Consider the following 18,462-nt stretch of genomic DNA (forward strand, 5'->3'; position numbering starts at 1 on the left):
CACAAAGCTTACTGACCGTAACGTCCCTGTGACGTACCCTGTAACACTGCGAAAATCCGTCACCAGGGATGCCTATGGGGTTTACCGTTCACCTGCCGACTTTGCTGCTGTTATCGGTCGCGATCAATCTATTGATCGGCGGGTTGCTATGGGCCATTTTCAAGCTTCGTTCCCGCCAGCATTGTTTCCGGTTGTGGGCGCTGGCGTGCCTGGCCTTCGCGGCAGGCACCCTGATTGCAGGCGCGCGAGCCTTTATCGATGCGCCCTGGATCACCGTTTTTCTGGCCCACGTATTTCTCGGCTTTTCGCCTTTTCTGGTCTTGGCCGGCCTGCAGCGTTTCTCCGGCAGAGCATCGCGTAAAACCCGCAGGTTCCGCCAGGTCCTTCGCTTCTCCGCGGCGAGCTATTTGCTCATTCTTCTGTTCTCCTTCCAAGGCGACCCGCTGAATGCCCGCCTGCTAACAGCCCTCTTCTCCGCCGCCATTTTCAGCTTTGCGGTCTACACTCTGTCGAAACTGGACACCACGCCGTCGCTGCCTGTCAGGATTCTGAAGGTGCTGTTTACGATGCATGGGGTACTGATGATGTCCCAGGCACTGGTGATCGGCATGGACTGGTTTGGCCTGAATCAGGCCAATACCGGTTTCGTGCTGCGGTTGATCCTCGTTAACCATATTCTGCTGGCTACCGCGACGACCCTGGCACTGCCGCTGCTGGCCTTTACCCATTCCGAACAACGCCTGAGAGTGATGGCTGAGCGCGACGGCCTGACCGGGCTCTATAACCGCCGCTCCCTGTTCCGGGAAGGCATCCGGGCCTATGACAAGGCGACACAGTCCCAGACGCAGTTGGCCGTACTGATGTTGGACCTGGATCACTTCAAACAAGTCAACGATCGCTGGGGGCACGCAGCCGGAGATGAAGCCCTCCGCCTGGTCGGCCGCACACTGAGACACGAATTGAGGGATGACGACATCATTGGCCGGGTCGGAGGAGAGGAATTTGCGGTGGTCCTTCGTATCACCGGTGATGACGACGTGCGCATCATCACCCACCGTCTGCTGGAAGCCATCGCCACCAACGGCCAGGAAATACAGGGTTTACCACTGTACATCTCTGCCAGCATTGGGGGGGTCGAAAAGGCCGACCGCCACAAAACCTTCGCAGATATGATGATCGAAGCCGACTCGGCGCTATACAATGCGAAAAACAAGGGACGGAACCGGGTGGAATTTGGACACTTAACCCCGGAGACCACAACTCCCTGAGCGGCCCGACACCAACAATCCTCAGGAGGCTATGTGACGCAACCCCCGGTATACACCGAGTCCAACGGTGCTGTGCTGACCATCATTCTGGCCCGCCCCGAAAAACGAAACGCCGTTGACCGCGAAACGGCCAACGCCCTGCACGAAGCTTTCACAGATTTTGAAGCCGATGACAATCTCAAGGTGGCGGTGCTCTGGGGCGAAGGCGGCAACTTTTGCGCTGGCGCTGACCTGGAGGCCGTCGGCGACCCGGAGCGTCGCAACGAGATAGAGGCGACTGGAACAGCACCAGGCCCTATGGGCCCGTCCCGCATGGATCTCTCCAAACCCGTGATTGCGGCCGTATCCGGTTATGCGGTAGCGGGCGGCCTGGAGCTGGCTCTGCTGTGCGATATGAGGGTGGTCGAGGCATCCGCCACCTTTGGCGTATTCTGCCGCCGGTGGGGAGTCCCGCTGATTGATGGCGGCACCGTGCGCCTGCCTCGCATTATCGGCCACGGCAATGCGATGGACATGATCCTGACCGGGCGACCGGTTGGCGCCGACGAAGCCAAAACCATGGGGCTGGCAAACCGGGTTGTGCCCGACGGTCAGGCTCGTTTCGCCGCCGAGGCCCTGGCGGCAGACATCGCCGGATTCCCTCAGAAATGCCTGCGCGCCGACCGACATTCCGCCATTCATCAGTGGGATCTAAAACTGTCCAAAGCATTGGCTGCCGAAGGAGCTGGCGGTTATCCTGTGGTGTTTGAAGAAGCCATTAAAGGCGCCGGCCGATTTACTGGCGGCGCCGGACGCCATGGCTCTTTTCGCGAGCCCAACGAACCCAAACCCAGCGAGCCTAAATGAGACTGGTCTGTATATCGGATACCCACAGTATGCATCGTCAGGTTCCCGTACCCGACGGTGACGTGCTGATCCACGCCGGTGATTGCCTGGGAGTGGGCACCCTTGAGGAACTCGAGGATCTGGACAACTGGTTTTCCGAACAGCCCCACCGCCACAAGATCCTGATTGCCGGCAACCACGACTGGTGCCTGCAGGATGAGCCTGCCGACGCAGAGGCATTGATCAGGAACGCCGTTTACCTTCGGGACAGAAGTATCGACATCGAAGGACTGAAATTCTGGGGCAGCCCCTGGACACCCATCTTTTTCGACTGGGCATTCAACCTCGAACGTGGAACCGCCATTGCGGAGCGCTGGGCGCAGATACCGTCGGACACTGACGTTCTTATCACCCATGGTCCGCCCGCAGGCATCCTTGATCAGGTGAACGAGTCACTGGCTGTAGGCTGCGGCGATCTGGCCTTGGAGTTGGAGCGGCTCACGCTCAAACTTCACATCTTCGGGCATATCCACGAAAGCTACGGCCAGCAAATGTTGAATGACTGCCTGTATGTCAACGCCAGCACCTGCACCGGCCAGTTCAAGCCGCTGAACCCACCGATCGTCGTGGATATCTGACGCCCTGCCATGGTCCCAGCATCAGACCAGAAAACTCACATTCCCGGCACCGCGGACCTGGACAATCCGCTGTACTATCTCGAAAACTTCGAGACGGTGGTGCGCTGGGTACGGCACTATCACAGCGATTTGCTGACGGCCGATGAAATCGGGCACATAGACAACCTGCTGACACTGGACCAGCCCGCAAGGGCGCTGCTGGCTCGCATGGTCATGCGTACCGGCGAACTGTTTCGTGTTGAGAAGCTCCGCTATCCGGAGCTTGGAGCCCCGGTGACCGAAGCCACCAACACCCTGCTGAACGCCGGATGGATCAACGATACCCCGGAACTCCCCCTTGCCGACCTCTTTCGTCTGTTCACCCTCGGCGAACTGCGACCCGCATTGGCAGACAGGATCACCGCCGCCGGACTGCAGACGGGGGCAAGCAAAGCTGTGCTCAAGGAAACCCTGCTGCCACTGCACCCTGACCCCGCACCGGTCGAACTTTGGCTACCGGGCGTATCGACACAGGTTATCCAGTTACAGAACATGGCCCTGTTCGACCGCCTGCGGCTGATGTTTTTCGGCAACCTGCGCCAGAGCTGGTCCGATTTCGTACTGGTGGAGCTGGGCCACCAGCAGTATGAACAGGTACCGCTTTCTGCCGAGTCCCGGGCTTTTGACGAACGTGACGACGTGGATCGTTATCTGGTGATGCACCACTGCCGTGAACGCCTGGATCAGGGCGAGGCGCCAGAAACCGTATGGCAGGACATCCCGACGGCCAATGAGAATGCCTGGCTGGAAAGCCGGCGCGGCCGCTTGCTGTTCGAACTGGGCAAGCTGGCAGAGCGCGGCGGCAACACAGAGCTGGCGTTGAAGGCCTATCGCCTCAGTGGGCATCGCGAATCACGGCTGCGCCAGCTACGCCTTCTGGAACGGCTGAAGCAACACCATGAGGCCTGGAAGATTGCCCAGGCCGCCACCGCCGAACCCAGGTTTGGCGCTGAGGAACGCGGACTCGAACGCATCCTGACGCGGTTGGCGAAAAAACTGGGAGAGCCACGGCCCCAGCAAAGCGAACGCCCGCCACTGACGGCGTTCACCCTGGAACTGGACAATCCCGACGGCCACTCGGTGGAGTGGGTGGCCATGCAACACCTGAGCGAACCCGACACCCCCGTTGCCTATGTGGAAAACACCCTCATCAATGGCCTGTTTGGCCTGCTCTGCTGGCCCGCCCTGTTCGAACCTTTGCCCGGCGCATTCTTCCATCCCTTTCACACCGGGCCGGTGGACCTGTACCGGGAGGATTTTGTAGAACGTCGTCAGGCACTGTTTGACGACTGCCTCGGCACGCTGGCCTCTGACAATTACAAAACCCGAATCCGCGATACCTGGCAGGGAAAACAGGGCATCGCGTCGCCGTTTGTGATCTGGCCAATACTCTCGGAGGAATTGCTTGAAATGGCGCTGACGTGCATCCCGGCCCAACACCTGGAGCGGATGTTCCGGCGCCTGCTGGGCAACCTGCGCGAACACCGCAGCGGCTTTCCTGACCTGATCCGCTTTCGGCCCGACCACAACGATCCAAACCGGCGCTATGAAATGATCGAGGTCAAAGGCCCTGGCGACCGCCTGCAGGATCATCAGACCCGATGGCTTGAGTTCTGCGTTGACCACGGCATTCCCGTCTCCGTCTGCTATGTGCGCTGGACCGACCGATGACCGACCTCAACGTCGCGGTACGAACGCTGTGTGAATTCGCCGCCCGCAAGGGCGATCTGGACCTGCGCTACACCCCGGCGCCCACGTCGGAAGAAGGCATTGCCGGCCACGGTGCGGTGCAGGCCCGTCGCGGCCCGAGGTATCAAAGCGAAGTGGCCCTGGCCGGCCAATGCGGCAAACTGATGGTCAGTGGGCGGGCCGACGGTTACGACCCGATCGCCGGCCGACTGGAGGAAATCAAGACCCACCGCGGTGACCTGTCCCGGGTACGGGAAGCCCAGCGCAATCTACACCGTGCACAATTGCGGGCCTACGGAGCGTTACTGTGTCGACAGGAAAAGTTGAGCCAGATCGATCTCGCCCTGATCTACTACGATGTCGGCAAGGACAAGGAAACCCCCATCACCGAAACGGCCTTCGCGGAGGAATTGTGGCAGGAGCTGGAACATCTCTGTGAACACTACAGCGACTGGGCTGAACAGGAGGCCAGCCACCGGCATGAAAGGGATCTGGCCCTGAAAAACCTGACCTTTCCCTTCCCTGACTTCCGGCCACAGCAGCGCGCCCTGGCGGAATCCGTTTACAGGAACAGCATCCGCCAACAGACCTTGCTACTGGAAGCACCCACCGGCCTCGGCAAGACGCTTGGCACCCTTTTTCCGGCCCTGATGGCGATGCCCACGGCCAGACACGACCGGCTATTCTACCTGACCAGCCGCAATACCGCCCGGCAACTGGCTGTCGATGCCGTTCACCTGTTGCGGAAAAAGCAACCCGGCCCATTGCCCCTGCGAACCCTGGAACTGGTGGCCAAGGACCATGCCTGCGAGCATCCGGACAAGGCGTGCCATGGGGACGCCTGCCCGCTGGCAAAGGGCTTCTTTGACCGATTGCCGGCGGCCCGCAAGGACGCTGCCAATCACACCGGTGCCCTGACCCAGGGGGTACTGGCCGACATCGCCCGCCAACACGGTATCTGCCCCTATTTCCTGGCGCAGGAAATGGCCCGCTGGTGCGATGTGGTGGTGGCCGATGTCAACCGGATGTTCGATCAGTCCGCCCTGCTCCATGCCCTGGTCCGGCAGAACGACTGGAAGGCCAGCCTGCTGGTCGACGAGGCCCACAATCTGGTGGACCGCGCCCGTGGCATGTATTCCGTGGAGCTGAGCCAGGCACGTCTGCTGCGGGTGCGGAAACAGGCCCCCAAAGCTTTGAAATCAAAACTCGATGGCGTGTCCCGGGCCTGGCAATCAGTCATCCGCGACCATTGCCCCGACATCAGCCGCGAGCCGGTGATGCTGGACACTCTTCCGGGTTCCCTGACCGGCGCTCTGAACCGGCTGGTCTCCGCCATTACCGACTACCTGGCGGACCATCCGCCAGACCTTGCCCTGCAGGAACTGATGTTCGAAAGCCTGGCCTTCACCAAACTGGCGGAGGTGTTTGGCGATCATTCCCTATGCGAGCTGATCCGGCCGGCAAGGGGCAAGGCCAGACTCAGCATTCAGAACCTGATCCCGGCGGACTTCCTGGCCCCGCGCTTCGAAGCCGCCGACAGCACGCTGATGTTTTCCGCAACCCTGTCGCCTGGCGTCTATTACCGGGACCTTCTGGGCATGCCGGAGGACACCTGCTTCCGCTCCCTGCCAGGCCCCTTTACCCGCGACCAGCTTGAGGTGAATTTCACCCCGGACATCAGTACCCGGCAGCCGGACCGGGAACGCTCACTGACGCCCATCGCGGAACTGATCCACCGACAATACCAGCAGCGGCCCGGCAACTACCTGGCGTTTTTCAGCAGCTTTTCCTACCTCAACCGGGTGCGGGAAACTCTGCAACAACAGGCGCCTGACCTGCCGCTTCGAGCCCAACGCCCTGGCATGTCTGCCGATGAGCGCACGGCGTTTCTTGACGATTTCAACGAGGACAATGCCGGCGTCGCCCTGGCCGTACTCGGGGGCGTTTTCAGTGAAGGCATCGACCTGCCCGGCGACCGACTCATTGGCGCTTTCGTGGCGACGCTCGGCCTGCCGCCCTTCGACCATTGGCATGACATCCTGCGCCAGCGGTTGGAGCAACGCTTTGGTGCCGGCCACGCCTACACCTACCTGATTCCTGGCCTGCAAAAAGTCGCCCAGGCCGCCGGCCGGGTGATCCGCACGCCGGAGGACACCGGCGTAATCTGGCTGATCGATGACCGCTTCCTGCAACCGCAGATCCGCAACCTGCTGCCAGCCTGGTGGGCCTGACCCAGCCCATTAGAACGAACACCCTCATCCCGGCCGGCTTTTTCACGGGCCGGTTTTTGTTATGCTGCCGGATAGTTCAAACCCGGAGCATTCAATGTCGCAGAATTCCAGCGCCCAATTCCCTGCCTATTCCCTTCTTGAGCTGGCCTCCGTTCGCGAAGGCGATTCCGTGGGGCAGACCCTGGCCAACAGCGTCGCCTACGCCCGCCACGCGGAAAGCCTGGGCTTTAACCGCTTCTGGCTGGCCGAGCATCACAACATGGAAGGCATCAGCAGTTCCGCAACGGCCGTACTGGTCGGGCACATTGCCGGTGCTACCAGCACTCTCCGGGTAGGGTCCGGGGGTATCATGCTGCCCAACCATCCGCCGCTGGTGATCGCTGAGCAGTTCGGCACCCTGGAAAGCCTCTATCCCGGCCGAATTGACCTTGGACTCGGCCGTGCCCCTGGCACCGACCCTGTCACCAGCCGGGCGCTACGCCGGGACGGCCTCGGGGCAGAACAGTTTCCCGAGGATGTCGCGCGCTTGCAGACTTTGCTGGGGCCACTCCAGCCTGGCCAGCCGGTCAAGGCCATTCCCGGCGCCGGCACCAATGTGCCCATCTGGCTGCTGGGCTCCAGTCTTTACAGCGCACAGCTTGCCGCGATGCGGGGACTACCCTACGCCTTTGCCGGCCACTTCGCGCCCCGGCTTTACCGCGAGGCAATCCAGACGTACCGGGACAACTTCCAGCCTTCGGACCAACTGGATAAACCCTATGTGATTCTGGCCGTTCCGGCCGTGCCAGCGGACACCGACGAGGAGGCCCAGTTCCTGGCCACCACCAGTTACCAGCGCATCCTTTCCCTGTTCCGGGGCCAACCTCTGTGGATGCGGCCTCCGGTCAAGTCCATGGAAGGTCTATGGAACAGCGGGGAGCAGGCAGGCGTGAAGGACTTCCTGTCGCTGCAGTTGCTGGGCAGTGAGGACACTCTCCGGGAGCAGCTGGAGCGGCTATTGCAGACTGTGGACGTGGACGAACTGATGTTTACTGTGGATCTGTACGACCCTGAGAAACGGCGGCACGCGCTGGATATCCTGGCCGCCACCCGACACTGACCTCTTACCGGAGACAACCATGGCCACGCCCGAATTTCATGTTTTCCTGTCCCACGGCCTGGAAAGTGGCCCTGGAGGCACCAAAGTACAGGCCCTGAAAGCCGAAGCGGAAACCTTTCCCGGTGTAACCGCGATTGCCGTGGATCATCGCAGCACGAAAGATCCTGCCGAACGCCTCACACAGATGAGAGAAGCCATCACCGAGGCGGGTGCCGACCCGGAAAGAACCATCCTGGCCGGATCCAGCATGGGCGGCTGGGTGTGTGCCCGCACCAGTGCAGAAACACCGGTACTGGGGTGCTTCCTTCTGGCGCCGGCTCTGGCGATGTCGGCCTATCCGCAATCCAGCCCCCGTATTCAGGCCCGGCACACCCAGATCATTCATGGCTGGGACGACGATGTGGTACTGCCAATGCCGGTGATTGAGCTGGCACGGGAGCAGAAGCTGCCGTTGCTGGTACTTCCGGACGGACATCGCCTGGAAAACAGCCTGGCGCGGCTGGTGATCGAATTCAGGGGCTTCATGACCGACTGTCTGTCCAACGCCTGACGACCGGCGCCTTATTTCATCCGTGAGGCTTCGAACACTGCCAGTTCTTCGCCGGTTTCACCCAGCAACCGAAGCTCGATGCCTTCGAGATTGACACCAACGGTCTTGGCCAGGGCCGCGAACAGCATTTGTTCCGTCTGGTTATCCGGGCAGGCCCGGCGAGTGCTGGCCATGGAATCAAACAACAGGTTCTCACCCGTGACCTGATAGTCACCCATGTATTGATTGCAGCCACTGAAGCCACTCACCCGGCCGTCGTCCAGAAACAGAATGTGGGGTTTCTGGTCGGCGTTGGTTTTCGACACCGGTTCACCCGCGATGCTCAACAGCTGCCAATAGGTGTTGGTCAACGGCATCGCCACGATGTCATCCGCTGAACTTCTGGTGGCAGGTGATCCGACGCAACCGGCCAGAAAAAGCAGAGCAAACAGAATTGCCACATGCCCGGGTACCGACACGACTCCTCTCATGTGTTTTCTCCCTATAAGGGTTAACAATAGGCGCTTCACGCTAACAACCCAGCCAGCCCCGACGCCCTGATCACGCTACGCCCCACTGCCTCTTTGAGTACACCTTCCTGACATACCGCCAGGCTGAGCCAGTGGCGTGCACGGGTGATACCGGTGTACACCAGCTCTCGGGTCAACACCGGGGTCAGGCGGTCCGGAATCACCAAGCAGGCGTGGGTGAATTCCGAGCCCTGGGACTTGTGCACGGTCATGGCGTAGACCGTTTCCATCGATTGCAAACGGCTGGGCGATATCCATCGGACACCTCCGCTACCGTCACTGGACGGAAAGGCGACCCTCAGGGTCTCTACCGGCTCACCCGAGTCGTTACGATCCCAGGGCACGCTGAGGGTGATACCGATATCGCCATTCATAAGGCCCAGATTATAGTCGTTTCCGGTGATCAGTACCGGACGACCGGCGTACCAACCTTCAGTGCGCTCGATCAAACCGGCACCGTGTAAACGCCCGGCAATGTCGTGGTTCAGCCCTTCTACTCCAAACGGCCCCTGACGCAACGCGCAAAGCACCTTGAAGCGATTGAACGCCGCGAGCACCTCGGTTGCCCAGGCGTCCCATGATTCACGCCCATCCGCCTCAACGTCGGTGGCGGGTTTGCGGTCACGAATCAGCTTTAGATAGTGACCATAGCCAACCGGAGGATCAACCGGCGCAGTGCCAACCACGCGCTGCTCGCCCTGGTTGTGGAAACGTTCCGGACTGCCGGTCAGGGCGTGATTTGCCAACCACCCCATGTCGTTCTCACCGGTCAGCCAAGCCACATCCTCAAAGCCCTGGTTGCGGCATTGGCCGATCAATTCCCTGCTGAGCTGGCCCGCATTGGTGGCCGATGCCAGCACGCCGATACCGCTATGTTCGTCGAACCGATAGCTCTTTCGCAGCATGGCAACCGCCTGATCCAGAGCCAGGCCTTCGGAGTCCAGCAGCTCTGATGGCAATTGACATCCGGTCACCGCTTGTAGCCATTTCGCCGTTTGCGGCAGGTAGTGAGCGCCTTCGGCGCGCTGACAGAGTTCCCCCAACACCGCACCAGCGTCCACCGACGCCAGTTGATCCTTGTCCCCCAGCATAATCAGCCTGGCCTTGTCGGGCAGGGCTGCAAAGACCGATGCCATCAGGTCCACATCCACCATGGACGCTTCATCAATCACCAGGATATCCAATGGCAACGGATTGTCCTCGTTGTGACGAAAACTCCGTGAACCCGGGCGACTGCCCAACAGCCGGTGTAATGTAGTGACCTGGGTTGGAATGGCGGATTTATTCGGTGCACCCGGCAGGCTTTCCAGCGGCAGACGGTCAACGGCACCCCCGATGGACTCACTGAGCCTTGCGGCCGCTTTTCCGGTTGGCGCCGACAGGCGGATGCGCAGGTAAGGGTTGGCACCGGCGGTCCCCGCCGATTCACAGGCCATCGACTGCAAGGCTGCCAACAGGTTGACAACCGTGGTGGTTTTACCGGTGCCGGGACCGCCGGTAATGACACTGAAGCGGTTCCGTGCTGCCAGGGCACAGGCCACTTTCTGATAATCCGGCGGGCCATCGGAATCGTTTTCCGTGCCGAACAGGGTATCCAGTGCCGTTTTCAACGGAGCGGTATCCGTCAACGCCACACGGTTGTCGAGACGTGCCCGAATACCGACGGCAATAGCCTGCTCATAGCGCCAGAATCGACGCAGGTACAGCCGCGAGCCATCCAATACCAGCGGTGCTGCCTGCTCGCCGTTGCTGACAGCGCAGCTTTGCCCCAGCATCCCAATCAGTTGGTCAGCGCCGACACTGGCAAACAGATCCGACGGCCTCGGGCTGTTTTCAGGTAGAGAACCGACGCCTTCCGGCGGCAGTACCAGCGTTGGTTCCGTGGCACGACAGAGATGACGCACATCCAGGCAAACGTGCCCCCGCCCCACCTGGTGTGACACCATCGCTGACAGCAGCGCAAGCATGGCCACCGGTTGCTCGCCCTGTTCACGGACCATCGTGCAAACAAACGTCGCGAAGGCATGATCGAGAGCACGAATCCAGTCGCGCTCTACCCATTCGTCCAGCAAGGCCAGAGCGTCGGCAGCGGTTTGGGGCAACCGTGGTGCCGGTTCGGGCTCAACGGCGTCGAACAGGTCCGGAATGGTTCCGATTTCTCCGGTCATGCTGCCTTCTCCCCCTGGCCGCTGAACAGCCGGTCCAGTTCCTCAATCAGGGCCCTGTCCGGTCGTTCGGTAAAAGCGCCGGCGCCCGGTGCATCGCAGCCACGAAGGAACAGGTAGACGGCACCCCCCATGTGGCTGTCGTAATCGTAGTCCGGCAGGCGCGCTTTCAACAGACGGTGCAACGCCAGCAGGTAGATGACGTACTGCAGGTCATACCGTTTCTCAAGGATTTTGTCTTTCATCACGTCAGGGATATAGGCCTGATCGTCCTCCCCCAGGAAGTTCGACTTGTAGTCCAGCACGTAGTAGCGGCCTTCGTGTTCAAACACCAGGTCGATAAACCCTTTCAGCATGCCATTGAAGGTGGCTTGCTGAGCCTCAGGACGCGGATCACCACCCAGCGTATGCCGGCGGACCAGTCTGTCCATGGCGAGGGTGTTCACCTCATGGCTTTCAAACCAGAACTCCAGTTCCGGCCGAAAGGTTTCAAGACCCGCCAGGGCGCATGTCCTGCTTTTGCCCGGAAGCGGGATGTCCATGGTGATCAGGGTGTAAATCCAGGTTTTCAGGGTGTCAGCCCATTCACTCCAGTTGCGTAACTGACAGCGGCGCTCCAGCAGCTCGTGGAGATCCTCCGGCGCATCAGCCACCTTGTGGAACCCCTCTCCAGCGCACCACTCCAGAATATCATGCAGGAAGGTGCCGGGGCCGGAGCCTTTCGGGAAAGCATGCTGGTTGACCGGTTGCGGCCCTTGCCAGTCGGGGATCATCGCAGCCAGGGTATCGGCCACAACGGGCTCGTCCTCGTCACGCAGGTTCTCCTGCTCCGCATCCTCACTGGCCGGGGCGAAGTCGTTGCCGTAGCCACCGCGGGCGCCATAGGTGATCGCGGAATAGCTGGCGATCCACCAGTGTTCCCGGGCTTCCCGCACCGGCTCCAGAGCGTTGCCAAGCTCTGGCTCCTCTTCCCCCGCGTAAACGTCGCCTCCTGGCTCTGGCATGGGCGCCACTTCAATCGCGGGTTCGCCGGTGGCCACGGACTGCAGGAAGGGCATCAGGTCCGTGTCTTCATCGCTGGCAGAGCGGCCAATCAGGTGCCCCAGACCACTCTGCCGCCAGCCTTTGATGCCGCTGGCGCCAACCCAGGTGGCGTGGCGGGATCGGGTCAGGGCAACGTAGAGTTTGCGAATATCCTCACCCAGTCGTTCGCGGTCGGCCCTGGCCAGGGTGTCTTCATCCGGCTCCAGGGAAATCTGCAGTCGGCCTTCGTCATCGTGGTACTTGATAAACGCCTGGTTCGGTTTTTCCTCGCGGAATTCGGTGGCAAACGGCAGGAACACCAAAGGGTACTCCAGGCCTTTGGACTTGTGGACAGTAACCACCTTGACCAGCCCGGCATCACTTTCCAGGCGCATGGTGCGATGTTCGTCCTCATCGTCGGAATCCTGCAACATCTCGATGTAGTGGTGAATGAGCGCATGTTCGCCGTCCAGCTGCTGGCTGTCCTGCTGAAGCAGTTCGGCAATATGCAGAATGTCGGTCAGGCCTCGTTCGCCGTCAGGCCCGGACAGCAGCTTCGCCGGCACGTCATAGTCCATGAGCAGGCGCCGCAGCATCGGCAGCACGCCTTGTTGCTGCCAGAGCTCACGGTAGCCCTGAAAGCGGTTGATCTCGCGGTCCAGCGCATTCTCGTCACTGAACAGACGGTCCAGCTCCTGATAAGCCAGGCCCATGGTGGGCGTGGCGAGTGCCGCGCGAATCAGCGGCAGCTGGCCTGGTTCGGCGCAGGCCTGCAGCCACTGCAACATCTCCACCGACTGGACCGACTGCAGCACGGAATTACGGTCTGAGAGGTACACACTGCGAACGCCCCGGGCGCCCAATGATCGCCGGACGGCATTCGCCTCGTCACGTTTGTTGACCAGCACAGCAATGTGCTCCGGTCGCACAGGCTCAAACGGCGCGCCCTCGGCCCCAAAGCCCGCCTCGCCGCTCTGCCCCAGATTCAACAGGCGGGCAATCTCCGCCGCACAGGCCTCGGCCATGGCCTCTCTGCCGGTTTCCTTGGCGATAGGGCGCTCATCGGTCAGGGTCCAGAACGTCAGTGGTGGTCGCGGCAGCCCGTTAACAAGCCATTGCTGGCTGGTACCTTTGGCCTCCACGGGGCTGAAGGGCAACGGGTTGTCGTCCCCGGCTCGAAACAGGAAGGCCCCTTCGGGCAGGGACTGGTCGGCCTGGGCGAATACCCGGTTAACGCCGTCTACCATGGCGATAGCTGAGCGGTAGTTGGTCCCCAGCGTGTAGGTTCGGCTGCTGACCGCCCGACGGGCATCCAGATAGGTGTAGATATCAGCGCCACGGAAACCGTAAATCGCCTGCTTGGGGTCACCAATCATCAACAGGCTGGTGTCCTGGTCGTTGCTGGCCACCCGGTATATACGGTCGAAAATCCGGTACTGCACCGGGTCGGTATCCTGGAATTCATCGATCATCGCCACCGGAAACTGCCGCCGAATCGTATCTGCCAGGCGTTCGCCCTGGGGGCCGCTCAACGCGGCATCCAGTCGTGTGAGCAGGTCGTCAAAGCCCATACTGGCCAGGCGCTGTTTTTCGCTGTCCAGGCGACGGGCGATCCAGCAGGCGGCATGGTTGAGAATGTCCGCTTTCGCCACCGGCATGGTTTTCAATGCCGGTTTGAGTTCGGTGATGGCGTCCATGGCTGGATGATGCGGAGGCTCATCCTCGCCGGTCCATTTTTCGGCAAACGCGTCCGCCTCCAGGGTATCGAAACCCTTGGTGCGCTTGCTCGACAGGAACTCATGCGGTTCAGCCGCATCGGTTGTGGCCCATTCCCGAAGGTGTTCCACGGCTTTTTGAAGGGAGTTTTTGGTGGTGCCATGCAGCGGTTTGGGCTTTCGCTTCGTGGTTTCCGCCAACAGTTCTTCCAGTTCGTCGCACCAGGCCGGCCAGGGCGATTTCAGGGCCTGCAGCTTTACCTCCCGCAGGTGTTTCGCTTCCAGAGCAGCGGCCAGTGGGTCACGTTCCGGCACTGGCAGGGCATCAACGTGTGGCAACAGGTTGCGCACTGACTGGCGCAGGTTTTCCGGGGTTTTCCAGGTGTCCAGTACCTCGCCCATCAACTCTGGTGGCATGGGGTAGATAAAGGTGCGCCAGTAATCCCTCACAACGTCATCCAGCAGGTCCGTCTGACTGGTCTCCAGGGTCTGACGGAACAGGCTGCCGCTGTCGAAGGCATGCTCGCTGAGCATGCGATTGCACCAGCCGTGGATGGTGGACACGGCAGCCTCGTCCATCCATTCCGCGGCCAACAGCAGTTTGCGGCGGCAGGCTGGCCAGTCGGCCGCTGGGCAGGCATTGCGCAGATTCACCAGTGGGTCTTTTGACATCGCCGCGGTGTCGACGGTGTCCGGTTCAGCCGCGAATAACGCCGCTGCTTCGGTCAGGCGGGCGCGAATCCGGTCCCGGAGTTCCTTGGTGGCGGCCTCGGTAAAGGTCACCACCAACAGGTTGGGCGGCATGATGCCCTCACCGAGTGGCTCCTCCACGGTGCGATGGCCCAGTACCAGGCGCACGTACAGCAACGCCAGGGTAAAGGTCTTGCCGGTGCCGGCACTGGCCTCGATCAGCTGGCTGCCACGCAACGACAGTGTGAGGGGATCGAGCTTGCGGATCTCTTCCGTCATTTTGTCGACCCCCGTCCCGCACCGCCAGGCTTGGCCCGACCGGCCTGTTCGGCGTGCCAGAGTGGCTCATACAGTGCCGACACCAACAGCGGAAATTCGTCATCCGCCAGCAGTTGTTCTACCTCCGGATAGGCCCGGCGCAGGTAACCACTGTCGCGCTCCAGAGCCTTGCCGTAGGCGTCCGTCGCCTTCAGCAGTGCTTTGTCCTCACTGCCCTCGCCCCTGGCGGGATAAAGGCCCCGCAAATAGCCGAAGGCCGCACCCGACTCTATCGGCAGCAGCCGCGTCTGGCCCTGAATCCAGTAGCCCAGGATGCCGGCCAGGTATTCCCTGGCCTGGTCGGTGTCCAGAGGCAACAGGTTGACGACACGCTTTTCCTCTTTGGCGATCATCAGAGTGTGGAAAGCGTCGTAGCGAATATTACCTGCCAGGTGTGCCACCCAGTGTTCCAAGAGGGCCGGGAACTTTAACTGGCGAGCGCTTCCGGACCCTTCCAGCAAATTGCTACTGGCGATCACCACCCGGCAGAGGTCACCGCCCGGGCGGGTACGCAGGTTGCCCAGCCTGTCGTTAACAGTGACCGCCGCGTCGCCATGCTCATGGCGGTACTCAAAGCCTGAGATATCTTCCACCGGCTCAGGCCAGAGCGCCACGGCCTCCTGATAACGCCGGTACAGGTCTGGCATGCGGCTTTCCAACTGCCGGGTCAGGGCGGTTTCCGTCACTCCCATGCCCAACTCGCCTCGCCGGGCCATGCTCGCCAGGGCAGCCTCCAGCCGCTGATGCAGTTCGTCCTCGGTGCCCGATTTCATCACCGCATGACGGATCAGTTCGTCCTCCAGGCGCCAGTGGTGCAAGCCGTCCATGGCGAATGCCTCGTTGTCGGTGTCCAGGCTCTCCACATCGGTAAACCGGACCTGCAGCCGGCGCTGGTAAAAGGTGTCCACCGGTCGTTTGAGGAAAGCGCCAATATCGGCAATCGTCAGTGGCTCCGCCGCTGGCAGGAAAGGCAGTTCGGCTCCCACCACGTCGGTTTCCCGCTGCCGATGCGCACTGAGCCATTCGCTGTCATAGGTGAACAGTCGTCGTGTTGCCAGTACCGCGTTCACGTCCGGTGAGCCATTGTGCCCGGCTCCGCGATTCCCGGTGGGAAAATACTCGCGGCTGAACGGTTGCAGCGGGTGTTTGATCGTCAGGGCCGGAGAGGCTTTTCGGTCCGACTCCTCCACCTGCCACACTGCATCAAGATGGTCACAGAGCTGGCTGACCAGTACCGAGGGTGGCCGTTCCGAGTCATCACGGATGCTACGCCCTACCCAACTGATATAAAGCTGCTCCCGCGCGGAGAGCAATGCCTCCAGAAACAGGTAACGGTCGTCTTCGCGGCGGGAACGGTCGCCCGGCCGGTAATCCACGGCCATCAGGTCAAAATCCACCGGCGGTCGCGAGCGCGGGTAGTCACCGTCGTTCATGCCCAACAGACACACCCGCCGAAAGGGGATGGCGCGCATGGGCATCAGGGTTGCAAAGTTGACCTTGCCGGCCAGGAAGCGCTGATTGAGGCCGCCTTCTTCCAACCCTTCCAGCAGAATGTCCCGCACGATGCTCAGGGGCAGTTCCTCGTCTTCCATGCCCGCACTGTTGCAGTCCTGCAGCCACTGCTCTGCCTGTCGGCGTAGCCGGTTCACCAGCAGCAGATCGTCGTCAGACAGTTCAGCAAAGAAGCGTTCGAGGATGGACTGCAGCCGATCGAGCCAGCCGGCAGGGGTCGCAGTGGACCTGAGTTCGTGCCAGAGCTCTTCCAGCCGATCAACAAAACGGTAGAGATTGCCCGCCACACCTGCCTGCAGGCCGCCGATTTCCTCGAACGGTTCGATGCCCTGCCAGGGATCGTCGCGGCCAGCGCCATAGCCCAACAGCATCCGCCGCAGACCTGCCTGCCAGGTGTTGCGTTCCAGCCCCTCAGGCAAGTCGAGACTGCTGCGATGGTCGCTGTGCAGCCCCCAGCGAATGTTGGCGCCGTCCACCCATTGGCGCACCAATGGAAGATCGCCCTCGGCGATACCGAACCGGCTGCGTACGGCCGGCACTTCCAGCAGGCTGATGATCTCGCTGACGCCAAAACGACTTTCGGGCAGCGCCATCAACGTGTCCAGTGCAATCAGCACCGGCTGACGATGCCGCTGCCCCTGGTCGGAAATGGTAAACGGGATGTAGCGGCGGGACGACGACGGGTATCGGCCAAACACCGCCTGGATGTGAGGTGCGTAAGTATCAACGTCTGGCACCATGACGATCACGTCGCGAGGCCGAAGTTCCGGGTTACTGTTGAACGCCGCCAGTAACTGGTCGTGAAGGATTTCCACTTCCCGTTGTGGGCTGTGGGCATTGTGGAATACCACGGAATCGTCCCGGAACGGATCGAGGGTCCGTGCCTGCCCCAGCATCTCTGCCTGGGAAGTGAGCGAACGAATGTCGTTCTGGATCTGGTGCAACAGCGCCGGCTTCTCCGGATCTCCGTGGGGCGTGAAAATATCGATCCGACCCTCCGGAGTAGACACGCGGCCCTGATACGCCTCGGGGTTGTCGAATTCGTCCAGCAGGCGAATGTAGTCCCGCCCCTGTTTGCCCCAGGCCGCCAGCAGCGGGTTGGCGTGCTGGTGGAGGGCATCAGGGTCGGTCAATGCCGCCAGTTCCGGATGGGTCTTGCCGCGCTTGCGGTCCGCCGTCAACAGGTCACGGTCACTGATGATGTCGGCCCAGTAAAATTCGCTGGGGTTGTGAACACAGAGCACCACCTGACTGACCCGACTGAGAACGGACAGGGCTTCCAGAGCCTGCTTCGGCAGGGATGACACGCCAAAAACCACAATACGACGGGGCAGGTTTCGAGGCCGGTCTGTGGCTGTCAGTGTCTGCCCTTGCTCCATGAACCGGGTGTGAATGCGTGAACGACTGGTACCCGCGAGCTCGCCAGCATCAGCCACCAGCCTGCGCCACAGTACGGCCTGCCAACGCAGCTCATCGCCCAGCTCGCGGTATTCTCCACGCGCCATCCGCAGGCGGTCATGGCCGGCCTCCCAGTCGGCCAGCCAATCGGCGCGGAAAACCTGATACTGATCGAACAGGTCCGCAATTTTGCCGGCGAGCTGGTAACGGCGGGTCTCAGTATCAGTTCCGGCCATGAATCGTCGCAACGGCGCAAAGACGTCGTCGTCCGCGATCAACTCTGGCAGTAATCGGAACAGGCGCCAGACCAATCGGGACTTATCAAACGGGGATTGTTCCGGCACGCCCTCAGAGGTCAGTACCGCACGGTAGGCCTGCCAGATAAACCGGGCGGGAAACAGAAAATCCATGCCGGCCGCAATACCCAGGCCGCCGACCCCGACATCAGCACCCTCCTCGGACGGGTCTTCAGCCAATGCCAGCTTTAGCCATTGGGCAATACCATTGCTCTGCACCAGAAAGGTTTCACTTTCCAGCGGTGGCAGGGGGCTCTGCCGGCAAATCCAGACCACAGCCCGGCGCAGGTCTTCCAGATGATTCGCGTGGATGGCGTGAAAGCCGGGCTCGATGGATGGCGTTACTGGCATACCTGCCCTGTGTTGTTTCCGGTAAGAAACAAAAGCCTACCACAACTTGCATGGGCTGCCGGAACGCGTCGCTTCTGGCACCAGGTAAATTTGCCAATTTCTTGCGAAATCGGGATTGTTTTGCCAGTCTAAATAAATGTAACAGA

General features: G+C 61.2%; 11 protein-coding genes. 7 read left to right on the top strand and 4 right to left on the bottom strand.

Annotated elements, in window-relative coordinates; all coding sequences use genetic code 11:
• Window positions 1–74: 74 nt before the first annotated feature.
• The 7 genes from R1T46_RS02125 (at window position 75) to R1T46_RS02155 (ending at window position 8,339) form a co-directional block, all read left to right on the top strand.
• Window positions 75–1,268, top strand: coding sequence for a GGDEF domain-containing protein (locus R1T46_RS02125; protein ID WP_317307170.1), 1,194 nt, complete (start codon window positions 75–77; stop codon window positions 1,266–1,268).
• A 33-nt stretch (window positions 1,269–1,301) separates the two neighbouring features.
• Entirely contained in the window at window positions 1,302–2,114 is an 813-nt protein-coding gene (locus tag R1T46_RS02130; protein ID WP_317307171.1) for a crotonase/enoyl-CoA hydratase family protein, read from the top strand.
• Window positions 2,111–2,731 carry a metallophosphatase domain-containing protein gene (locus R1T46_RS02135; RefSeq protein WP_317307172.1) on the top strand — a complete coding sequence of 207 codons (621 nt, stop codon included), beginning with the start codon at window positions 2,111–2,113 and terminating at the stop codon, window positions 2,729–2,731. The genes R1T46_RS02130 and R1T46_RS02135 overlap by 4 nt, the downstream gene beginning before the upstream one ends.
• Window positions 2,732–2,740: 9 nt before the next feature.
• Window positions 2,741–4,441 carry a VRR-NUC domain-containing protein gene (locus R1T46_RS02140; protein WP_317307173.1) on the top strand — a complete coding sequence of 567 codons (1,701 nt, stop codon included), beginning with the start codon at window positions 2,741–2,743 and terminating at the stop codon, window positions 4,439–4,441.
• The gene (locus R1T46_RS02145) at window positions 4,438–6,690 is read left to right on the top strand and encodes an ATP-dependent DNA helicase (protein ID WP_317307174.1); all 2,253 of its coding nucleotides are present in this window, start codon (window positions 4,438–4,440) and stop codon (window positions 6,688–6,690) included. The genes R1T46_RS02140 and R1T46_RS02145 overlap by 4 nt, the downstream gene beginning before the upstream one ends.
• Before the next feature lie 94 nt (window positions 6,691–6,784).
• Window positions 6,785–7,789: an LLM class flavin-dependent oxidoreductase gene (locus R1T46_RS02150; protein ID WP_317307175.1), complete on the top strand. Its 1,005-nt coding sequence runs from the start codon at window positions 6,785–6,787 to the stop codon at window positions 7,787–7,789.
• A gap of 19 nt (window positions 7,790–7,808) precedes the next feature.
• Window positions 7,809–8,339 (top strand): alpha/beta fold hydrolase, encoded by a 531-nt coding sequence (locus R1T46_RS02155; protein WP_036202433.1) that lies wholly within the window; start codon window positions 7,809–7,811, stop codon window positions 8,337–8,339.
• A gap of 11 nt (window positions 8,340–8,350) precedes the next feature.
• Here the strand turns inward: R1T46_RS02155 and R1T46_RS02160 are convergent, their stop codons facing one another.
• Genes R1T46_RS02160 through recC form a run of 4 tightly spaced genes read right to left on the bottom strand, consistent with a single transcriptional unit; the run spans window position 8,351 to window position 18,316 of the window.
• Window positions 8,351–8,809 carry an META domain-containing protein gene (locus tag R1T46_RS02160; protein WP_317307176.1) on the bottom strand — a complete coding sequence of 153 codons (459 nt, stop codon included), beginning with the start codon at window positions 8,807–8,809 and terminating at the stop codon, window positions 8,351–8,353.
• Between the two features lie 35 nt (window positions 8,810–8,844).
• Window positions 8,845–11,016, bottom strand: a complete 2,172-nt coding sequence (gene recD / locus R1T46_RS02165; protein ID WP_317307177.1) for an exodeoxyribonuclease V subunit alpha — start codon at window positions 11,014–11,016, stop codon at window positions 8,845–8,847.
• Window positions 11,013–14,720, bottom strand: coding sequence for an exodeoxyribonuclease V subunit beta (gene recB, locus R1T46_RS02170; protein ID WP_317307178.1), 3,708 nt, complete (start codon window positions 14,718–14,720; stop codon window positions 11,013–11,015). Before recB ends, recD begins: the two co-directional genes overlap by 4 nt.
• Window positions 14,717–18,316, bottom strand: a complete 3,600-nt coding sequence (gene recC, locus R1T46_RS02175; protein ID WP_317307179.1) for an exodeoxyribonuclease V subunit gamma — start codon at window positions 18,314–18,316, stop codon at window positions 14,717–14,719. Before recC ends, recB begins: the two co-directional genes overlap by 4 nt.
• Window positions 18,317–18,462: the final 146 nt, after the last annotated feature.

Source organism: Marinobacter salarius (genome assembly GCF_032922745.1).
Lineage (GTDB): Bacteria > Pseudomonadota > Gammaproteobacteria > Pseudomonadales > Oleiphilaceae > Marinobacter.